This is a genomic window from Burkholderia sp. HI2500, assembly GCF_002223055.1.
Lineage (GTDB): Bacteria > Pseudomonadota > Gammaproteobacteria > Burkholderiales > Burkholderiaceae > Burkholderia.
This window is the reverse complement of record NZ_NKFL01000004.1, coordinates 1,280,187-1,293,771: the sequence shown is the minus strand read 5'-3', so window position 1 is coordinate 1,293,771 and position 13,585 is coordinate 1,280,187. Positions and strand designations below refer to the sequence as shown.

Genomic DNA, 13,585 nt, shown 5'->3' with positions numbered 1-13,585 from the left:
TTTCCGGAGAAACCATGCAGATCCAGCTTCCCACGCTCGCCGAGGGCGAGATTTACCTCGGCGGCTTCGTCGACAAGAATGGCGACGTCACGCACACGATCCTGCTGCCCGGCGACAACGATCGCGCAACGTGGCAGGAACAGATGGACTGGGCCAAGAGCATCGGCGGTGATTTGCCGACGCGCACCGAGCTCGTGATCGCTTACGAACAGCACCGCGACCTGTTCGAGAAGGCTGCGTACTGGTCCAACACGCCGGACGACGACCCCGACTATCCCGGCTGGGCGTGGTCCCAGGACTTCGACGATGGCTACCAGAGCCTCAACCGCCAGACCAGCGAGTTGCGCGCCCGCGCCGTCCGCAGATTGTCGATTTAACCCTTCAGCCATTCACAATCGGAGCATGCAATGACGATCACGCTCGAACAGATCGAAGCAGATCACGCGCGCATCGGCGCGATGATCGACGAGTTCAAGAAGCAACCGCGCGCGACCGAGTACCACGTCGACGCCGTCACGATCCCGCTCGCGGCCGGCGAGCGCATCGCCGGCCAGATTCTTCTCGAAGACGGCTCGTTGAGCCACTACCTGATTCTCCTGCCGGGGGAGGCCGAAGATCTGGATTGGGAGGCGGCGAAGGCATGGGCCGCCGAACGTGGCGGCGAACTGCCGACGCCGCGGGAGCAATCGCTCCTGTTCGCCAACCTGAAGGGCGAGTTCGAGCAGGCCTATTACTGGTCCGGCGAACGTCACGAATCGAATTCCGGCTGGGCGTGGTGCCCGTACTTCGGCAATGGCGGCCAGAACGGCACCCGCCAGGGCAACGAGTTGCGCGCCCGCGCCGTCCGCAGATTTATCCCTTCAGTTTTTTGATCATTTAACCCACCGTGGCCCTGCACAACCAACTCCCGATATATCGAGCGGCCTACGGGCTACTCGATGACGTTACCAGCCTGGTCAAGAACATGCCCCGCGACTTCAAGCGCAGCATCGGCGAGAAGATCAGCGCGGAATGCATCGAGATCATGGTGTTGGTGTTCCGCGCGAACGTCGCAGCCGACAAGGCGCCCCACCTCGTCGAATTGCTCGAGCGCCTGCAGGTGATCGAGCTGCTGCTTCGTCTCAGCATGGACAAACGCCTGATCGCTCGTGATGGCTACGCAGCTGCCGTCGAGAAGACGACGAGCATCGGGAAGCAGGCCACCGGCTGGAAGAACGCCGCAAACCGTCGCCCGCTCCGCTAAGGTCAAGGCCTTCGCGGCTGAGCGATATATCAATCTGGTCGTGCCGCTGGCTCACAAAGCCACCGCCATGCGCAATGAGGAAACCGGCCGCCGGCGTGCGGAAAGGTCCAGCGCAGTTTCCCGACTGAGAAATCGGTCGGGCGACGTAGATCGCACGATACCTCCGGCTGGGCGTGGTACCAGAACTTCAACAATGGCAACCAGAACAACAACCACCAGAACAACGAGTTGCGCGCCCGCGCCGTCCGCAGATCGAGGGCCATTTTCGTTCGCCGAGCTCGTCGAAGCGTATCTCGACTGCCGGCGAACGAAGCGAAACAGCAATGCAGCGCTTGCGTTCGAAATACGGCTCGAACGCAACCTGCGACGTCTGTACGACGAGCTGGCCGACGGCAGCTACACGCCCGGCCGCTCGAAATGCTTCGTCATCACGAGACCGAAGCCGCGCGAAGTCTGGGCGGCTGCGTTTCGCGATCGTATCGTGCACCACCTGCTTTACAACCGGATCGGCCCGCGCTTCGAGCGGTCCTTCATCGCCGATTCATGCGCCTGCATCAAGGGCCGCGGCACGCTATACGCCGCGCAGCGCCTCGAAGCGAAGGTGCGATCGATCACGCAGAACTGGTCGCGTCGCGCGTTCTACCTGAAGTGCGATCTCGCGAACTTCTTTGTCAGCATCGACAAGCGCATCCTGCTCGGCCTGCTCTTCGAGAAGATCTCCGAGCCGTTTTGGCGTGCGCTGACCGAGCGCGTGCTGATGCACGATCCACGGGCCGACTTCGAATACCACGGGGACCCGGCAATGATGGAGCTCGTCCCGCCGCACAAGCGCCTGATGGAACAAGCCGACCACCTTGGCCTCCCGATCGGCAACCTGTCGAGCCAGTTCTTCGCGAACGTGTACCTCGACGTTCTCGATCAGCGCGCGAAGCATGTGCTCGGCGCGCGGCACTACATCCGCTACGTCGACGATTTCGTGTTCCTGCACGAGTCGCCGGCGCGCTTGAACGCGATCCTCGCCGACGTCACCGCGTTCCTGCCCACGCAGCTCGGCGCGCGGATCAACCCGCGCAAAACCATCCTCCAGCCGATTGACCGCGGCATCGACTTCGTCGGCCAGGTCATCAAGCCATGGCGTCGCGAGACGCGGAAACGCACGCGCAACGAAGCCCTGCGGCGCGTCGCCGAGACACCAGCCGGCGACCTGATGCCGGTCGCGAATTCGTATTTCGGCCTGCTGCGGCAGGCAACCGCCAGCCACCACGATCGCGCAAGCCTCGCGAACCTCCTGCGTTCGCTGGGGAAAGCCATCGATCGAGATCTTACGAAAACCTTCTGAGGATCACACCATGACCATCCAAACCGAAAGCAGCCACGCAGCTGATATGCGCGTCGTCTGGAGCCGCAACAACGAGGATTTTACGTGTAACGAGCTCGATGAGCTGCTCGACACATACGAGGACCTCGCCATCGGCGACGTCGTGTACGTCGGAGATGTTGAACCCATCTCGATCAAGTATCTGTGCGATGCGGGCGACGTGATTGACACGATGGGCAATCGTGCCTACGACGAGGTCGGCGAATACGCGGACGGCTACCCGGACGTCATGCCAGAAGCAAGGGCCGAACTCGATGCGCTGCTGGCCGGCTGGATCGAGAAGCACGCGAAGCCGACGTTCTACAGCGTCGTCAATGTGCGCCAGTACGTCATCACCGCTGCCGACATGGAGGGCCGGGAACAATGACCACCACCGATACCCCGCGCGCCGCTATGCCGGCCGACCTCCAGGGGCTGCGCCGCGCGATTCTCACGCCGCGCGAGATCGTGCGCGACGAGGAAGGCATGCTGTCGCACCCCGCCGTCCCGTACCTCGACGAGGATGTGAACTACGAGACGTTCTTCGCTGCGTTCGGTATCGAAGCCGCGTTCATCCATATGGAGAACGACGTCGATTGCGACACGTACGACCAGTACTTCTCATCCAACAGTGCGAACTGCAGCTTCTGGACGCCGAGCGCGCCGGCCGGCGACGGCTGGCTCCTACTCGAAATCTACGACACCGAGGACGGTCCAGTCGCGTTGTATGTGCGCGAAAAGAAGCACGAATCGATGCGCGAGCGTCTGAAGCGTGAAGAACAGGAGACGCGCGACGTCGTGCGGTCGGAGTCTCTCATCAAGACGCTGTCGGACATCATCCACGACCAAACCGTTGCCATGCAGTCCGCCGTTATCGAGTGGCAGCACGGCAACGGCGCTGAAGCGGGCCTGAGCTGGATCGTCAATACCTTGGCCGGTCCGGGCCACCTCCCCGATTTCGACGCGCCGCACGGCAAGCATGCTCAGTTCTGGTTCAACGCAAACCAGGTGAACCCCATGCCGTCCTGCTTCTGCGGCAATCCGTCGTCCTCGCTTTGGATGGGCCAAGGCTTCTGCTGCGACGAACACTACCGCGAAGCCAAAGCCAAGTACGACACCGCCCGCGCAGGAGACGCATCGTGAGCGAGAACACCAAAATCGAATGGTGCGACCACACCTTCAACCCGTGGGAAGGCTGCCAGAAGGTCGGCCCGGGCTGCGACCACTGCTACGCGGAGACGCGTAACGCGCGCTTCGCCGGCGGCACGGCCGTGAACTGGGGGCCCGGCGCGCCGCGCCGCCGCACGTCGCAGGCGAATTGGCGCAAGCCGCTCGCATGGGAAGAGGCACATGCCGAGTTTTTCGCCGCGCACGGCCGGCGCCAGCGCGTATTCTGCGCGTCGCTCGCAGACGTGTTCGACAACGCCGTTCCGGACGCCTGGCGCGCGGACCTGATCGACCTGATCTGGAATACCCCGCACCTCGACTGGCTGCTGCTCACGAAGCGGATCGGCAATGCCGGGCCGATGATCATGCGGGCACTGGAACTCGCCGGCCGCGGCGTCAACACGCCGTGGCCGTGGTCGAACGTCTGGCTCGGCGCGACGATCGTCAATCAGGTCGAGGCAGATCGCGATGTCGAAAAGCTGCTGATGACGCCGGCGTGCCGCCGGTTTCTATCGATGGAGCCGCTGCTCGGGCCGGTCGATCTTCGAGCTTGGTTCGATCCAACGGGTGTCTGCTGCATGCGGGAAATGCAGTCCTGCGAAGACTGCCCTGCCGATGCGCCGTGGATCCACGGGCCGACCACCGAATATGCCGACGACGGTTCGGGGTACAGCTCGCCCAGACTCGACTGGGTGATCGTCGGCGGCGAAAGCGGCCCCGGCGCGCGGCCGATTCATCCCGGCTGGGCCCGAGATCTTCGCGACCAGTGCGCGGCCTACGGCGTGCCGTTTCTGTTCAAGCAATGGGGCGAATGGCTGCCTGTCGAGCCGAATGGCACGGCTATCCGCGGATGCGGGACGACACCAGCTCGTGAGCCAGTTTTCCGCTTCGCGGCGAACCACCACTTTACCAAGGTCGGAAAGCGCGCCGCCGGCCGCCACCTCGACGGCCGTACGCACGACGAATTCCCGGAGGTGTAGCCATGCCAATCGTGACCAATGACGAGCTCGTCGAGCTGACGGGCGGCCTGAAACAGGGTGCGGCGCAGGCCCGGTGGATCAAGAAAGCACTCGGCATCGACGCGCCGCGAAAGGCTGACGGGCATCCCATGCTGACGTGGGAGCAGGTCAACCGCCCGCGCGCCGAAGCCGCGCCGCGCGCGCAGCCGAAATGGAGAGTCGCAGCATGAAGAAGCACCGGGAACGTGATGGCCTCCTGCCGCGCATGGAGGCGCGGAAACGGAAGGAAGGCTTCACGTACCGCTATCACCCGGTCGGGAAGAAGCCGATCAACCTCGGCCAGGACCGGCTCGTCGCAATACGCAAGGTGCTCGACCTGCTCGGCGCCGGCGACGACGTTGGCACGATCGCGCGGCTATGGGAGCAGTTCCAGGAGACGCCCGGATGGCAGCGCTACTCGCAGTACACGCGCAACGACTACAAGCAATGCAGCGGGCCGCTGCTGGAAACGTTCGGCGACATGCGCGCCGCCGACATCGACGCGACACACGTCTCGCGCTATCTGCGCATCGAGCGCGCAGCCGCGCCGGTGCGCGCCAACCGCGAGGTTGCGCTGCTTTCGAACCTGATCGGTCTGGCGATCGACCGCGGCGAGGCCAAGCATAACCCCTGTCGCGAGGTTCGTCGGAACGAGGAGCAGCCGCGCACCGAAGCACCCGAACCGGAAGACTTCCAGTCGTTCGCCGCCTGGGTCGCGTCGCTCGGCGGACAGAAGGCGGTCATCGGCATGGCCGCCGAATACGCGGCGCTGGCGGGCAACCGGAAGGTCGAGTTTCTCGATCTCGCGTGGCCGCAGATCGACGAAGCCGCCGGCGAGATCCGCGTCAAGCGCGCGAAGCAGCGCGGCAAGAAACGCGGCGAGGTGATCGAGCATATCGAGATCACGCCCGCTCTGACCGAACTGATCGCGCGCCTGCGCGCTGCTCGCAAGGACGACTGCCTATACGTGTTCTCGAATCGATACGCGACGCACTACACGCCGGCCGGCTTCAAGACCGAATGGTCGAAGCTGATGAGCAAGGCCCTGGAGCTGAAGAAGATCGGGAGGCGCTTTACGTTCCACGACCTGCGCGCGTATTACGTGACGCGGCATAAGGCGGAACGCGGCGCATTGCCGGACTTGCATGCGAATCCGGCGACGACGGCGCGCGTCTACGATCGAACGAAAATCGTAAAGCGAAGAGGCATGTAATTCCCAATTTGGGAATTCCAAAACAAAAACGGCACTGGATAAAATCTCAGTGCCGTTTCTAACTGCTTGATACTACTCAGAATTCTTTGGGGTGGCTGATGGGACTCGAACCCACGACGACAGGAATCACAATCCTGGACTCTACCAACTGAGCTACAGCCACCACTGTTACTGCTTTTTGTTCTTCGCTGCTTTTGTGTTTCAGCAGCGAAGAACAAGATTATACGAACACTTTTGAATCTTGCAAAGCTTTTTTTTCAAAAACTTCTTCGGCCTCGTTCAGATGCGCGCGCGCCTCGTCGAACACGGCCAGATCAGCGCGCGCGAGCTTCTTGTTGTCGGACAGCACACGACGCCAGCCGCGTGCGCCGGGCATGCCGCGATACAGTCCGAGCGCGTGCCGCACGATCGCGCCGAGGTAGGTCCCGCGCTTCAGTTCGGCCGCGCAGTATTCGATCAGCTTCGCCTCGGCCTCTTCGCGCGTCGGCACCGCCAAGGTCGACCCGTAGAAGCGCGTATCCACCTCCGCGAGCACGTACGGGTTGTGATACGCCTCGCGGCCAAGCATCACGCCATCGACATGCTCGAGATGCTGCGCAACCTCGTCGAGGGTCGTGATACCGCCGTTGATGACGATCTCGAGCGACGGAAAATCGCGCTTCAGCTGATACGCATAGTCGTACTTGAGCGGCGGGATCTCGCGATTCTCCTTCGGCGACAGCCCCTTCAGGATCGCATTGCGCGCATGCACGACGAACGTTTCGCAGCCAGCCTCGGCCACCGTACCGACGAAGTCGCGCACGAACGCGTAGTCCTCGACCGCGTCGACCCCGATCCGGTGCTTGACCGTGACCGGCACCGACACCGCATCGCGCATCGCCTTCACGCAGTCGGCAACGAGTTGCGGCTCATTCATCAGGCACGCGCCGAACGCGCCGCGCTGCACGCGCTCGGACGGGCATCCGCAATTCAGGTTGATTTCGTCGTAGCCCCACTGCTCGCCGAGCTTCGCCGCGCGCGCGAGATCGTCCCGCTCGCTGCCGCCCAGCTGCAGCGCGACCGGCGATTCGTTCGGCGTGAACGCGAGATGCCGCTGGGCATCGCCGAACAGCAGCGCGCCCGTCGTGATCATCTCCGTATACAGCCACGTGTCGCGCGTCAGCGTACGGTGGAACGACCGGCAATGGCGGTCAGTCCAGTCCAGCATGGGCGCGACGGATACGCGGCGGGGAGGAAGTGAAGACGGTACGGACATGGATTTCGGGCAACAGGCCAGCGGCGCGGAAACAACCCGGTATTTTACCGCAACACGGGCCATGCCTGCCCGGCACGCGTGCTACCCCTCACCCAGCTCCGCATCGACCGCCCGCCGGGCCTCGTCGAGCACGCGCTCGATCACGCGCCGTTCGGTCAGCAGCATCCCGTCGACCTTGACGAGCCGCCAGTCGATCCGCACCGCGTCGCCCTGCAGCACGCGGTAATGCGCATGCTCGCCGTCCCAGACCTGCTCGGTCTTCACCTCGATCTCGAAGCCGCGATACGGCTCGCTGAAATCGCCGAGGTCGCTGCCTCTCGGTTCCATCGCACGCTCCGTGGCGACGCAGCGCCAGGCCGCCCGGGCGGCCGGCGCCGTGCGCTCAATCGTATTCGTCGGATAAAAAGGACTTGCCATCGGCCGTCAGGTCGACCCGGTCGGCCGCCGCCTGGTAGATCAGCCCCTCGTTCAGCAACGCGTAGACGACGTCGTCGAACACGGCGGGAACCGGCCGGCTTTCACCGAACTGGTCGATCCATTTCAGCGCCTCGATGGCTTCGGGGGAAAGGATGGGGGTCATGCGTTGGCCTCCGGCATCGGTGTCGCTCCATCCTAGCACTTCGTCCGGACGTCGAATACCAAGGCAAACGCGCTGCGCCAATGCCGGGCGGCGCCAACGGGCAGGTTGCCCGCGGCGCCGCGCCGTTGCAGCACACGCGGGCTCAGAGGCGCGCGATCGAGACTTCGGTCGATTTCACGAGCGCGACGACTTCCGCGCCCACCTTCAGTTCGAGTTCGTCAACCGAACGGGTCGTGATCACCGACGTGACGATGCCGAACGGCGTCTCGACGTCGACCTCGGAGACCACCGATCCGCGAATGATCTCCTTGACCTTGCCCTTGAACTGGTTACGTACGTTGATTGCAGTGATGCTCATCAGGTTGATCGCTCCGAAGAAAAAGATCTCAGAACGGGCGGCCGCTGCCGCCCGGATTTAAACGGCCCAGCGGATCTGCCCGACCGGTCGAACGTTGTCTGCCTCATGCGGTGCGTCGTGGTCGGCCGCACCGGGCCCGCCGGCGAGCACGCGTTTCAGCACGCGATCCTCGAGCGCCGCAAACGCGGCCGACGCGCGGGCGCGCGGCCGGTCGAGCGGCACCGGCTGATCCAGCGCCACCCGCCCCTGCTCGATGAGCAGGATGCGGTCGCCAAGCGCGACGGCCTCCTGCACGTCGTGCGTAACGAGGAGCGCGGTGAATCGATGCTCGCGCCACAACCGCTCGATCAGCGCGTGCATCTCGATGCGGGTCAGTGCGTCGAGCGCGCCGAGCGGCTCGTCGAGCAACAGCAGTTGGGGCCGGTGCACGAGCGCACGGGCCAGCGCGACACGCTGCCGCTGGCCGCCCGACAGTTGCGCGGGCCAGTCGTTCGCGCGTTCCAGCAGGCCGACTTCATCGAGCACCGCGCGTGCCTGGTCGCGCGCGCCGCGCCCGAGGCCCAGCATCACGTTCTGCAGCACGGTCTTCCACGGCAGCAGGCGCGCGTCCTGGTACATGATCCGCGTATCGAGTTCGCCGCCGCCCTCGCCGCGCGTTTCGAGCGTGCCGCTGCTCGGCTGCTCGAGTCCCGCGACGAGACGCAGCAGCGTCGATTTCCCGCAACCGCTGCGGCCGACGATCGCGACGAAACTGCCGCGCGCGATGCCGAGCTCGACGTTGTCGAGCACCGTGCGTGCCCCGAAGCGCTTGCTGACACCCGACAGCGTCACGGCATCGTCGGTTGCCGGGCTTCCTGGCCGTCGCCGCGCGAGCGGAACGACGGATGCACTGGCGTCACGTTCGAGAACCGCTGCGTCCCGCGCGTCACCGTCCGCGACACGCGCCTGCGCCAGCTCGGCCTCGAGGTCTGCGCCGGCAAGCGGGCCGTAGACGGCCGCCGAAGTCGTCGCATTCATGCCTTTGCTCCTGATTGATAAGCGGGGTGCCAGCGCAGCGTCACGCGCTCGAGCCATTTCGCCAGCACGTCGGCCAGCTTGCCGAGCACCGCGTACAGCAGGATGCCGACCACCACCACGTCGGTTTGCAGGAATTCACGCGCGTTCATCGTCATGTAGCCGATGCCCGACTGCGCGGAGATCGTTTCCGCGACGATCAGCATCACCCACATCAGCCCGAGCGCAAAGCGCACGCCGACGAGAATCGACGGCAACGCACCGGGCAAAATCACGTCGCGGTACAGCGCAAAGCCGCGCACGCCGTAGCTCTTCGCCATCTCGATCAGGTTCGCGTCGACCGAGCGGATCCCGTGATACGTGTTGATATAGACCGGGAAGAACACCCCGAGCGCAACGAGGAACAGCTTCGCCTTCTCGTCGATGCCGAACCACAGGATCACGAGCGGAATCATCGCGAGCGCCGGGATGTTGCGGATCATCTGGATCGTCGAATCGAGCGCGACCTCGGCCGCCTTCGACAAGCCGGTCGCGAGCCCCAGCGCGAGGCCGACGCCGCCGCCGATCGCGAAACCGAACAGCGCGCGCCACGTGCTGACCTTCACGTTCGCCCACATTTCACCCGACGTCACGAGCGACCAGGCCGCTCGCACGACCGCCACGGGTTCGGGCAGCACGCGGGTCGACAGCCAGCCGATGCGCGCGCCGACTTCCCAGGCCGCCAGCAGCGCGAGCGGCACGAGCCACGGCGCGACGCCGCGCCATGCGCGGGCGGCCAGGGCCGCGCCCGTCGTCGACGTTTTCGTTGTCATCGCAGGCCTCCTGTCGCTCAGCTCTGGGCCGCTTTCGGCAGATAGCTGTTGCCGACGATTTCGCCGAACGGGCCCGACAGCGGGCCGGTCGCCTTCGCCGCGCCGTTGCCCTTGATCAGCGGGAATACGAGTTCCGCGAAACGGTACGACTCCTCCAGGTGCGGATAGCCGGACAGGATGAAGGTCTCGATGCCGAGATCCGCGTATTCGCGCATGCGCTCGGCGACCTGCTCCGGGTTGCCGACGAGTGCGGTGCCCGCGCCGCCGCGCACGAGGCCGACACCGGCCCACAGGTTCGGGTACACCTCGAGCGCCTCGCGGCCGCCGCGCTTGCCGCCGTGCAGCGCGGCCATCCGGCGCTGACCTTCCGAATCCATGTTCGCGAACGCCTTCTGCGCGCGTGCGATGGTTTCGTCGTCGAGGCGGCTGATCAGGCGCTCGGCGTCGCGCCATGCTTCGTCCTCGGTCTCGCGCACGATCACGTGCAGACGAATGCCGAACTTGATCTTGCGGCCGCGCGCCTCGGCGCGGGCGCGAATATCGGCGATCTTCTTCGCGACGGCCTCGGGCGGTTCGCCCCAGGTCAGGTAGGTGTCGATGTGATCGGCCGCGATCTCGTGCGCAGCCGGCGACGAGCCGCCGAACCACAGCGGCGGATGCGGACGCTGCACGGGCGGATACAGTGCCTTGCCGCCCTTCGACTGCAGATGCTTGCCGATGTAGTCGAACCCGCCGTTGTCGTGCGACGCGGACAGCAGCCCGCGCCAGATGTTCAGGAAGTCGTCGGTGATTTCATAGCGCGTGTCGTGATCCGCGAACAGGCCGTCGCCTTCGAGCTCGGCGGCATCGCCGCCCGTCACGACGTTGATCAGCAGGCGGCCGCCCGACAGGCGGTCGAAGGTCGCGGCCATCCGCGCCGACAGCCCCGGCGATGCGATGCCGGGACGGATCGCGACCAGGAATTTCAGGCGCTGCGTCGCCGGGATGAGGCTCGACGCAACGACCCACGCATCCTCGCAGGAACGGCCGGTCGGCAGCAGCACGCCCTCGTAGCCGAGCGTATCGGCCGCCACCGCGACCTGCTTGAAGTAATCGTAATCCGCGGCGCGCGCACCTTCGGCCGTACCGAGGTAGCGGCTGTCGCCGTGCGTGGGGATAAACCAGAACACATTCATCTGCTGCTCCTGCTTGACTGTCCTTGCCGGAATTTGAAAAAGACACCGCCCTGCTCGCGTCGCGGATGCGCGGCGCATGCATGGTGTGCGTTCGAATCGGGATGGCTCGCCGGTCAGGCCGTGCAGCGGGCGAGGACGCGATTGCACGGCTGTTTCTGGGAAATCAGTCTAGGGATCGGTGCAGGGCTTTGGAACGATTTTTTTGAGCTTAGGTTTTCCGCTTTCGTGATTAGCACGACGCTGGAGCGAATATCGCGGCGGGCGGGCCCTATAATGGCGCACCTATCCGAATAACTCCGCGCGGACGGCCCCGGCCGTGCGCGCCTGCGGTGCACTCATCGATGCAGAAAGTCATCCTGCCATTCCTGTCCGGCTTCCTGGCCGCCCTGTTCTTCCGCGAAGCCACGCTCGCCCTCCTTCATACGGCCGACCTGATCGCCGCAACCGGCTTCTCCACGCAGCCGTTCGCGCCGCTCGGCATTCCTGAATTTGTCGCGAATGCGCTGATCAGCGCGTGCTGCGCGATCCCGATGGCGTGGCTGCTGCGCGTCTCGCCGGAGCGCGAGGCCTCGTGGATCGGCGCGCTGGTGTTCGGCGGCATCGTGCTGACGGCCGCCCGCGTGTTCGCGATCGATCCGCTGCGCGGCATCTGGCCGTCGGGCAACATGATGCCCGTGCTCGCGGCCGGCTTCGCGGCGAACGCGGTATGGGGCTTCGGCGCCCTCGTGTTCATGCGCGCGTTCATGTCGGACGACGCAGGCGACGAATAACGCGGCGGCAAGCGCTGCACCCTTCGCCGCCCGCCGGTCGACACCCATGCAAAAGGCCGCCTGCTCGTGCAGGCGGCCTTGTCGTTTCCGGCGCGCGCTTCGGCCAGTCCGACCGACGTCAGTCCTGCAGTTTCCGCAGCGGATGCGTGTCAGGCGTCCACGGGCTGTCGAACATCGCGAGCACGTCCGCGCGGTCGATATCGGCGGACGACTTGAAACGCCAGGCCGGCTGATGGTCCTTGTCGACGATCAGCGCGCGCACGCCTTCGATCACGTCGCCGCGCGCGAACGTCGAGCGCGTGAGATCGAGATCGCGCCGCAGGCAATCGGCCATCGTTGCCCCGCGTGCACGTTCGACGACTTCCAGCGATACGGCCATCGACAGCGGCGACAACTGTTCGCGCATCGCGTGGGTCGCCTTCTCGACCCAGCCGTCGACGGCCGCGCAATCCGGCTCGGTGTCGAGCGACGCGAGGATCGCGCCGATGTCCGGCTGCGCGAAATGCCGGTCGATTCCGGCGCGCGCGTCGGCCAGCGCCGACGTGTCGGGCGTCGGCACGACCTTGTGTGCGGCCGCCGCATCGGCCACGCACGCGACCGCCTGCTCGCCGCTGTCGATGCGCGCGCTGCGCAGCGTATCGAGCAGCGCCGGCAGTGCGGCATCGGGCAGATAGACGTCGGCGAGCCGCGCGTACAGCGCGCCGGCCGCGTCGAGCGTCGCGCCGGTCACGGCGAGATAGCGGCCGAGCGCGCCGGGCGTGCGTGCGAGGAACCAGCTCATCCCGACGTCCGGGAACAGGCCGATACGGGTTTCAGGCATCGCCATCTTCGTCGAGTCGGTCACGACCCGCAGGCCGCCCGTATGCCGCGCCGCCTGCGAAATCCCCATGCCGCCGCCCATCACGACACCGTGCATCAGCGCGATATAGGGCTTCGGGTAGGTGAAGATCGTGTGGTTGAGCGTGTATTCCTCGATGAAGAACGTGTCGACCGCATCGCGGTCGCCGCGCTGCCACGCATCGTGGAAGAAGCGCACGTCGCCGCCCGCGCAGAACGCGCGCGGATGCGGGCTGTGCACGACGACCGCGACGACTTCCGGATCGTCGCGCCACGCGTCGAGCGCCTGCTGCATCAGCCGGATCATGCCGACCGACAGCGCGTTCAGCGCCTTCGGCCGGTTCAGTTCGAGAAAGCCGATGCGGTTCGCGACAGTCGCGCGCACGTCGGGCTGAGTGGATTCGGCGGAAACGGCAGCGGAAGTGGAATCGGTCATGAGAGTCATCCGGCAAATGGCAGTCGCACGCTCAGTGCGCCTGCATCTTCGAGAACAGGTTCAGCACCACGACGCCGGCGATGATCAGGCCGAGGCCGATCACGGCCGGCAAGTCCGGCACCTGGCGATAGAGCAGCATCGCAACGAGCGTGATCAGCACGATGCCCGCGCCCGACCAGACCGCATAGATGATGCCGACGGGCATCGTGCGCAACGTGATCGACAGGCAGTAGAACGCGATGCCATAACCGGCCACGACCAGCAACGACGGCCAGAGGCGCGTAAAGCCGTCCGCCGCGCGCAGCGCCGACGTGCCGATCACTTCCGCGACGATCGCGATCGCGAGCCATGCGTAACCGGGAAGCTGCAT

The 13,585-nt window shown here is 65.3% G+C and carries 19 protein-coding genes and 1 tRNA gene; 10 read left to right on the top strand and 10 right to left on the bottom strand.

Annotation, left to right across the window (positions count from 1 at the left end; all coding sequences use genetic code 11):
• Nucleotides 1–14 precede the first annotated feature (14 nt).
• The 9 genes from CFB45_RS08700 to CFB45_RS08655 all read left to right on the top strand — a co-directional run bounded on the left by CFB45_RS08700 (nucleotide 15) and on the right by CFB45_RS08655 (nucleotide 5,978).
• Nucleotides 15–377 carry a DUF1566 domain-containing protein gene (locus CFB45_RS08700; protein ID WP_089425282.1) on the top strand — a complete coding sequence of 121 codons (363 nt, stop codon included), beginning with the start codon at nucleotides 15–17 and terminating at the stop codon, nucleotides 375–377.
• 30 nt (nucleotides 378–407) lie between these two features.
• A complete protein-coding gene (locus tag CFB45_RS08695; protein WP_089425281.1) occupies nucleotides 408–872 on the top strand; it encodes a DUF1566 domain-containing protein in 465 nt (154 codons plus the stop codon).
• A gap of 14 nt (nucleotides 873–886) precedes the next feature.
• Nucleotides 887–1,243 (top strand): four helix bundle protein, encoded by a 357-nt coding sequence (locus CFB45_RS08690; protein WP_089425280.1) that lies wholly within the window; start codon nucleotides 887–889, stop codon nucleotides 1,241–1,243.
• A gap of 343 nt (nucleotides 1,244–1,586) precedes the next feature.
• A complete protein-coding gene (locus tag CFB45_RS08680) occupies nucleotides 1,587–2,582 on the top strand; it encodes an RNA-directed DNA polymerase (RefSeq protein WP_089425909.1) in 996 nt (331 codons plus the stop codon).
• A 10-nt stretch (nucleotides 2,583–2,592) separates the two neighbouring features.
• Nucleotides 2,593–2,988, top strand: coding sequence for a hypothetical protein (locus CFB45_RS08675; RefSeq protein ID WP_089425279.1), 396 nt, complete (start codon nucleotides 2,593–2,595; stop codon nucleotides 2,986–2,988).
• Complete coding sequence (locus CFB45_RS08670; protein ID WP_144025187.1) at nucleotides 2,985–3,743, top strand: hypothetical protein; 759 nt, start codon at nucleotides 2,985–2,987, stop codon at nucleotides 3,741–3,743. The genes CFB45_RS08675 and CFB45_RS08670 overlap by 4 nt, the downstream gene beginning before the upstream one ends.
• A complete protein-coding gene (locus CFB45_RS08665; RefSeq protein WP_089425277.1) occupies nucleotides 3,740–4,747 on the top strand; it encodes a phage Gp37/Gp68 family protein in 1,008 nt (335 codons plus the stop codon). Before CFB45_RS08670 ends, CFB45_RS08665 begins: the two co-directional genes overlap by 4 nt.
• 2 nt (nucleotides 4,748–4,749) lie before the next feature.
• Nucleotides 4,750–4,956 (top strand): DUF4224 domain-containing protein, encoded by a 207-nt coding sequence (locus CFB45_RS08660; RefSeq protein ID WP_027787562.1) that lies wholly within the window; start codon nucleotides 4,750–4,752, stop codon nucleotides 4,954–4,956.
• The gene (locus tag CFB45_RS08655) at nucleotides 4,953–5,978 is read left to right on the top strand and encodes a tyrosine-type recombinase/integrase (RefSeq protein ID WP_027787563.1); all 1,026 of its coding nucleotides are present in this window, start codon (nucleotides 4,953–4,955) and stop codon (nucleotides 5,976–5,978) included. The genes CFB45_RS08660 and CFB45_RS08655 overlap by 4 nt, the downstream gene beginning before the upstream one ends.
• Nucleotides 5,979–6,065: 87 nt before the next feature.
• Here CFB45_RS08655 and CFB45_RS08650 read toward each other — a convergent pair.
• From CFB45_RS08650 to ssuD, 8 genes are all read right to left on the bottom strand, one after another.
• A tRNA-His gene (locus tag CFB45_RS08650) sits at nucleotides 6,066–6,141 on the bottom strand.
• A gap of 57 nt (nucleotides 6,142–6,198) precedes the next feature.
• Nucleotides 6,199–7,185, bottom strand: coding sequence for a tRNA dihydrouridine(20/20a) synthase DusA (gene dusA, locus CFB45_RS08645; protein ID WP_256978167.1), 987 nt, complete (start codon nucleotides 7,183–7,185; stop codon nucleotides 6,199–6,201).
• A 129-nt stretch (nucleotides 7,186–7,314) separates the two neighbouring features.
• A complete protein-coding gene (locus tag CFB45_RS08640) occupies nucleotides 7,315–7,560 on the bottom strand; it encodes a hypothetical protein (RefSeq protein ID WP_089425275.1) in 246 nt (81 codons plus the stop codon).
• A gap of 55 nt (nucleotides 7,561–7,615) precedes the next feature.
• The gene (locus CFB45_RS08635) at nucleotides 7,616–7,813 is read right to left on the bottom strand and encodes a hypothetical protein (RefSeq protein WP_089425274.1); all 198 of its coding nucleotides are present in this window, start codon (nucleotides 7,811–7,813) and stop codon (nucleotides 7,616–7,618) included.
• Between the two features lie 142 nt (nucleotides 7,814–7,955).
• On the bottom strand, nucleotides 7,956–8,171 hold the full coding sequence (locus CFB45_RS08630) for a TOBE domain-containing protein (protein ID WP_006476104.1): 216 nt from the start codon (nucleotides 8,169–8,171) through the stop codon (nucleotides 7,956–7,958).
• 57 nt (nucleotides 8,172–8,228) lie between these two features.
• The gene (locus tag CFB45_RS08625; protein WP_089425273.1) at nucleotides 8,229–9,188 is read right to left on the bottom strand and encodes an ATP-binding cassette domain-containing protein; all 960 of its coding nucleotides are present in this window, start codon (nucleotides 9,186–9,188) and stop codon (nucleotides 8,229–8,231) included.
• Nucleotides 9,185–9,997, bottom strand: a complete 813-nt coding sequence (gene ssuC / locus CFB45_RS08620; RefSeq protein ID WP_039358823.1) for an aliphatic sulfonate ABC transporter permease SsuC — start codon at nucleotides 9,995–9,997, stop codon at nucleotides 9,185–9,187. The genes CFB45_RS08625 and ssuC overlap by 4 nt, the downstream gene beginning before the upstream one ends.
• Nucleotides 9,998–10,014: 17 nt before the next feature.
• The gene (gene ssuD / locus CFB45_RS08615) at nucleotides 10,015–11,172 is read right to left on the bottom strand and encodes an FMNH2-dependent alkanesulfonate monooxygenase (RefSeq protein ID WP_089425272.1); all 1,158 of its coding nucleotides are present in this window, start codon (nucleotides 11,170–11,172) and stop codon (nucleotides 10,015–10,017) included.
• A gap of 341 nt (nucleotides 11,173–11,513) precedes the next feature.
• On the opposite strand from ssuD, the gene CFB45_RS08610 reads away from it, so the two are divergent.
• Nucleotides 11,514–11,942, top strand: coding sequence for a hypothetical protein (locus CFB45_RS08610; RefSeq protein ID WP_006484223.1), 429 nt, complete (start codon nucleotides 11,514–11,516; stop codon nucleotides 11,940–11,942).
• 118 nt (nucleotides 11,943–12,060) lie between these two features.
• Here CFB45_RS08610 and CFB45_RS08605 read toward each other — a convergent pair whose 3' ends face one another.
• Complete coding sequence (locus CFB45_RS08605; RefSeq protein WP_089425271.1) at nucleotides 12,061–13,215, bottom strand: enoyl-CoA hydratase/isomerase family protein; 1,155 nt, start codon at nucleotides 13,213–13,215, stop codon at nucleotides 12,061–12,063.
• A gap of 31 nt (nucleotides 13,216–13,246) precedes the next feature.
• The gene (locus tag CFB45_RS08600) at nucleotides 13,247–13,585 is read right to left on the bottom strand and encodes a DMT family transporter (protein ID WP_039358831.1); all 339 of its coding nucleotides are present in this window, start codon (nucleotides 13,583–13,585) and stop codon (nucleotides 13,247–13,249) included.

Excerpts from the sequence above, each read along its gene's own strand:
- CFB45_RS08630 (WP_006476104.1), bottom strand. The coding sequence starts at position 8,171 with ATGAGCATCACTGCAATCAACGTACGTAACCAGTTCAAGGGCAAGGTC.
- dusA (WP_256978167.1), bottom strand. The coding sequence starts at position 7,185 with ATGCTGGACTGGACTGACCGCCATTGCCGGTCGTTCCACCGTACGCTG.
- CFB45_RS08605 (WP_089425271.1), bottom strand. The coding sequence starts at position 13,215 with ATGACCGATTCCACTTCCGCTGCCGTTTCCGCCGAATCCACTCAGCCC.
- ssuD (WP_089425272.1), bottom strand. The coding sequence starts at position 11,172 with ATGAATGTGTTCTGGTTTATCCCCACGCACGGCGACAGCCGCTACCTC.
- CFB45_RS08600 (WP_039358831.1), bottom strand. The coding sequence starts at position 13,585 with ATGCAGCTTCCCGGTTACGCATGGCTCGCGATCGCGATCGTCGCGGAA.
- CFB45_RS08660 (WP_027787562.1), top strand. The coding sequence starts at position 4,750 with ATGCCAATCGTGACCAATGACGAGCTCGTCGAGCTGACGGGCGGCCTG.
- CFB45_RS08655 (WP_027787563.1), top strand. The coding sequence starts at position 4,953 with ATGAAGAAGCACCGGGAACGTGATGGCCTCCTGCCGCGCATGGAGGCG.
- CFB45_RS08625 (WP_089425273.1), bottom strand. The coding sequence starts at position 9,188 with ATGAATGCGACGACTTCGGCGGCCGTCTACGGCCCGCTTGCCGGCGCA.
- ssuC (WP_039358823.1), bottom strand. The coding sequence starts at position 9,997 with ATGACAACGAAAACGTCGACGACGGGCGCGGCCCTGGCCGCCCGCGCA.
- CFB45_RS08635 (WP_089425274.1), bottom strand. The coding sequence starts at position 7,813 with ATGACCCCCATCCTTTCCCCCGAAGCCATCGAGGCGCTGAAATGGATC.
- CFB45_RS08700 (WP_089425282.1), top strand. The coding sequence starts at position 15 with ATGCAGATCCAGCTTCCCACGCTCGCCGAGGGCGAGATTTACCTCGGC.
- CFB45_RS08640 (WP_089425275.1), bottom strand. The coding sequence starts at position 7,560 with ATGGAACCGAGAGGCAGCGACCTCGGCGATTTCAGCGAGCCGTATCGC.
- CFB45_RS08695 (WP_089425281.1), top strand. The coding sequence starts at position 408 with ATGACGATCACGCTCGAACAGATCGAAGCAGATCACGCGCGCATCGGC.
- CFB45_RS08610 (WP_006484223.1), top strand. The coding sequence starts at position 11,514 with ATGCAGAAAGTCATCCTGCCATTCCTGTCCGGCTTCCTGGCCGCCCTG.
- CFB45_RS08670 (WP_144025187.1), top strand. The coding sequence starts at position 2,985 with ATGACCACCACCGATACCCCGCGCGCCGCTATGCCGGCCGACCTCCAG.
- CFB45_RS08675 (WP_089425279.1), top strand. The coding sequence starts at position 2,593 with ATGACCATCCAAACCGAAAGCAGCCACGCAGCTGATATGCGCGTCGTC.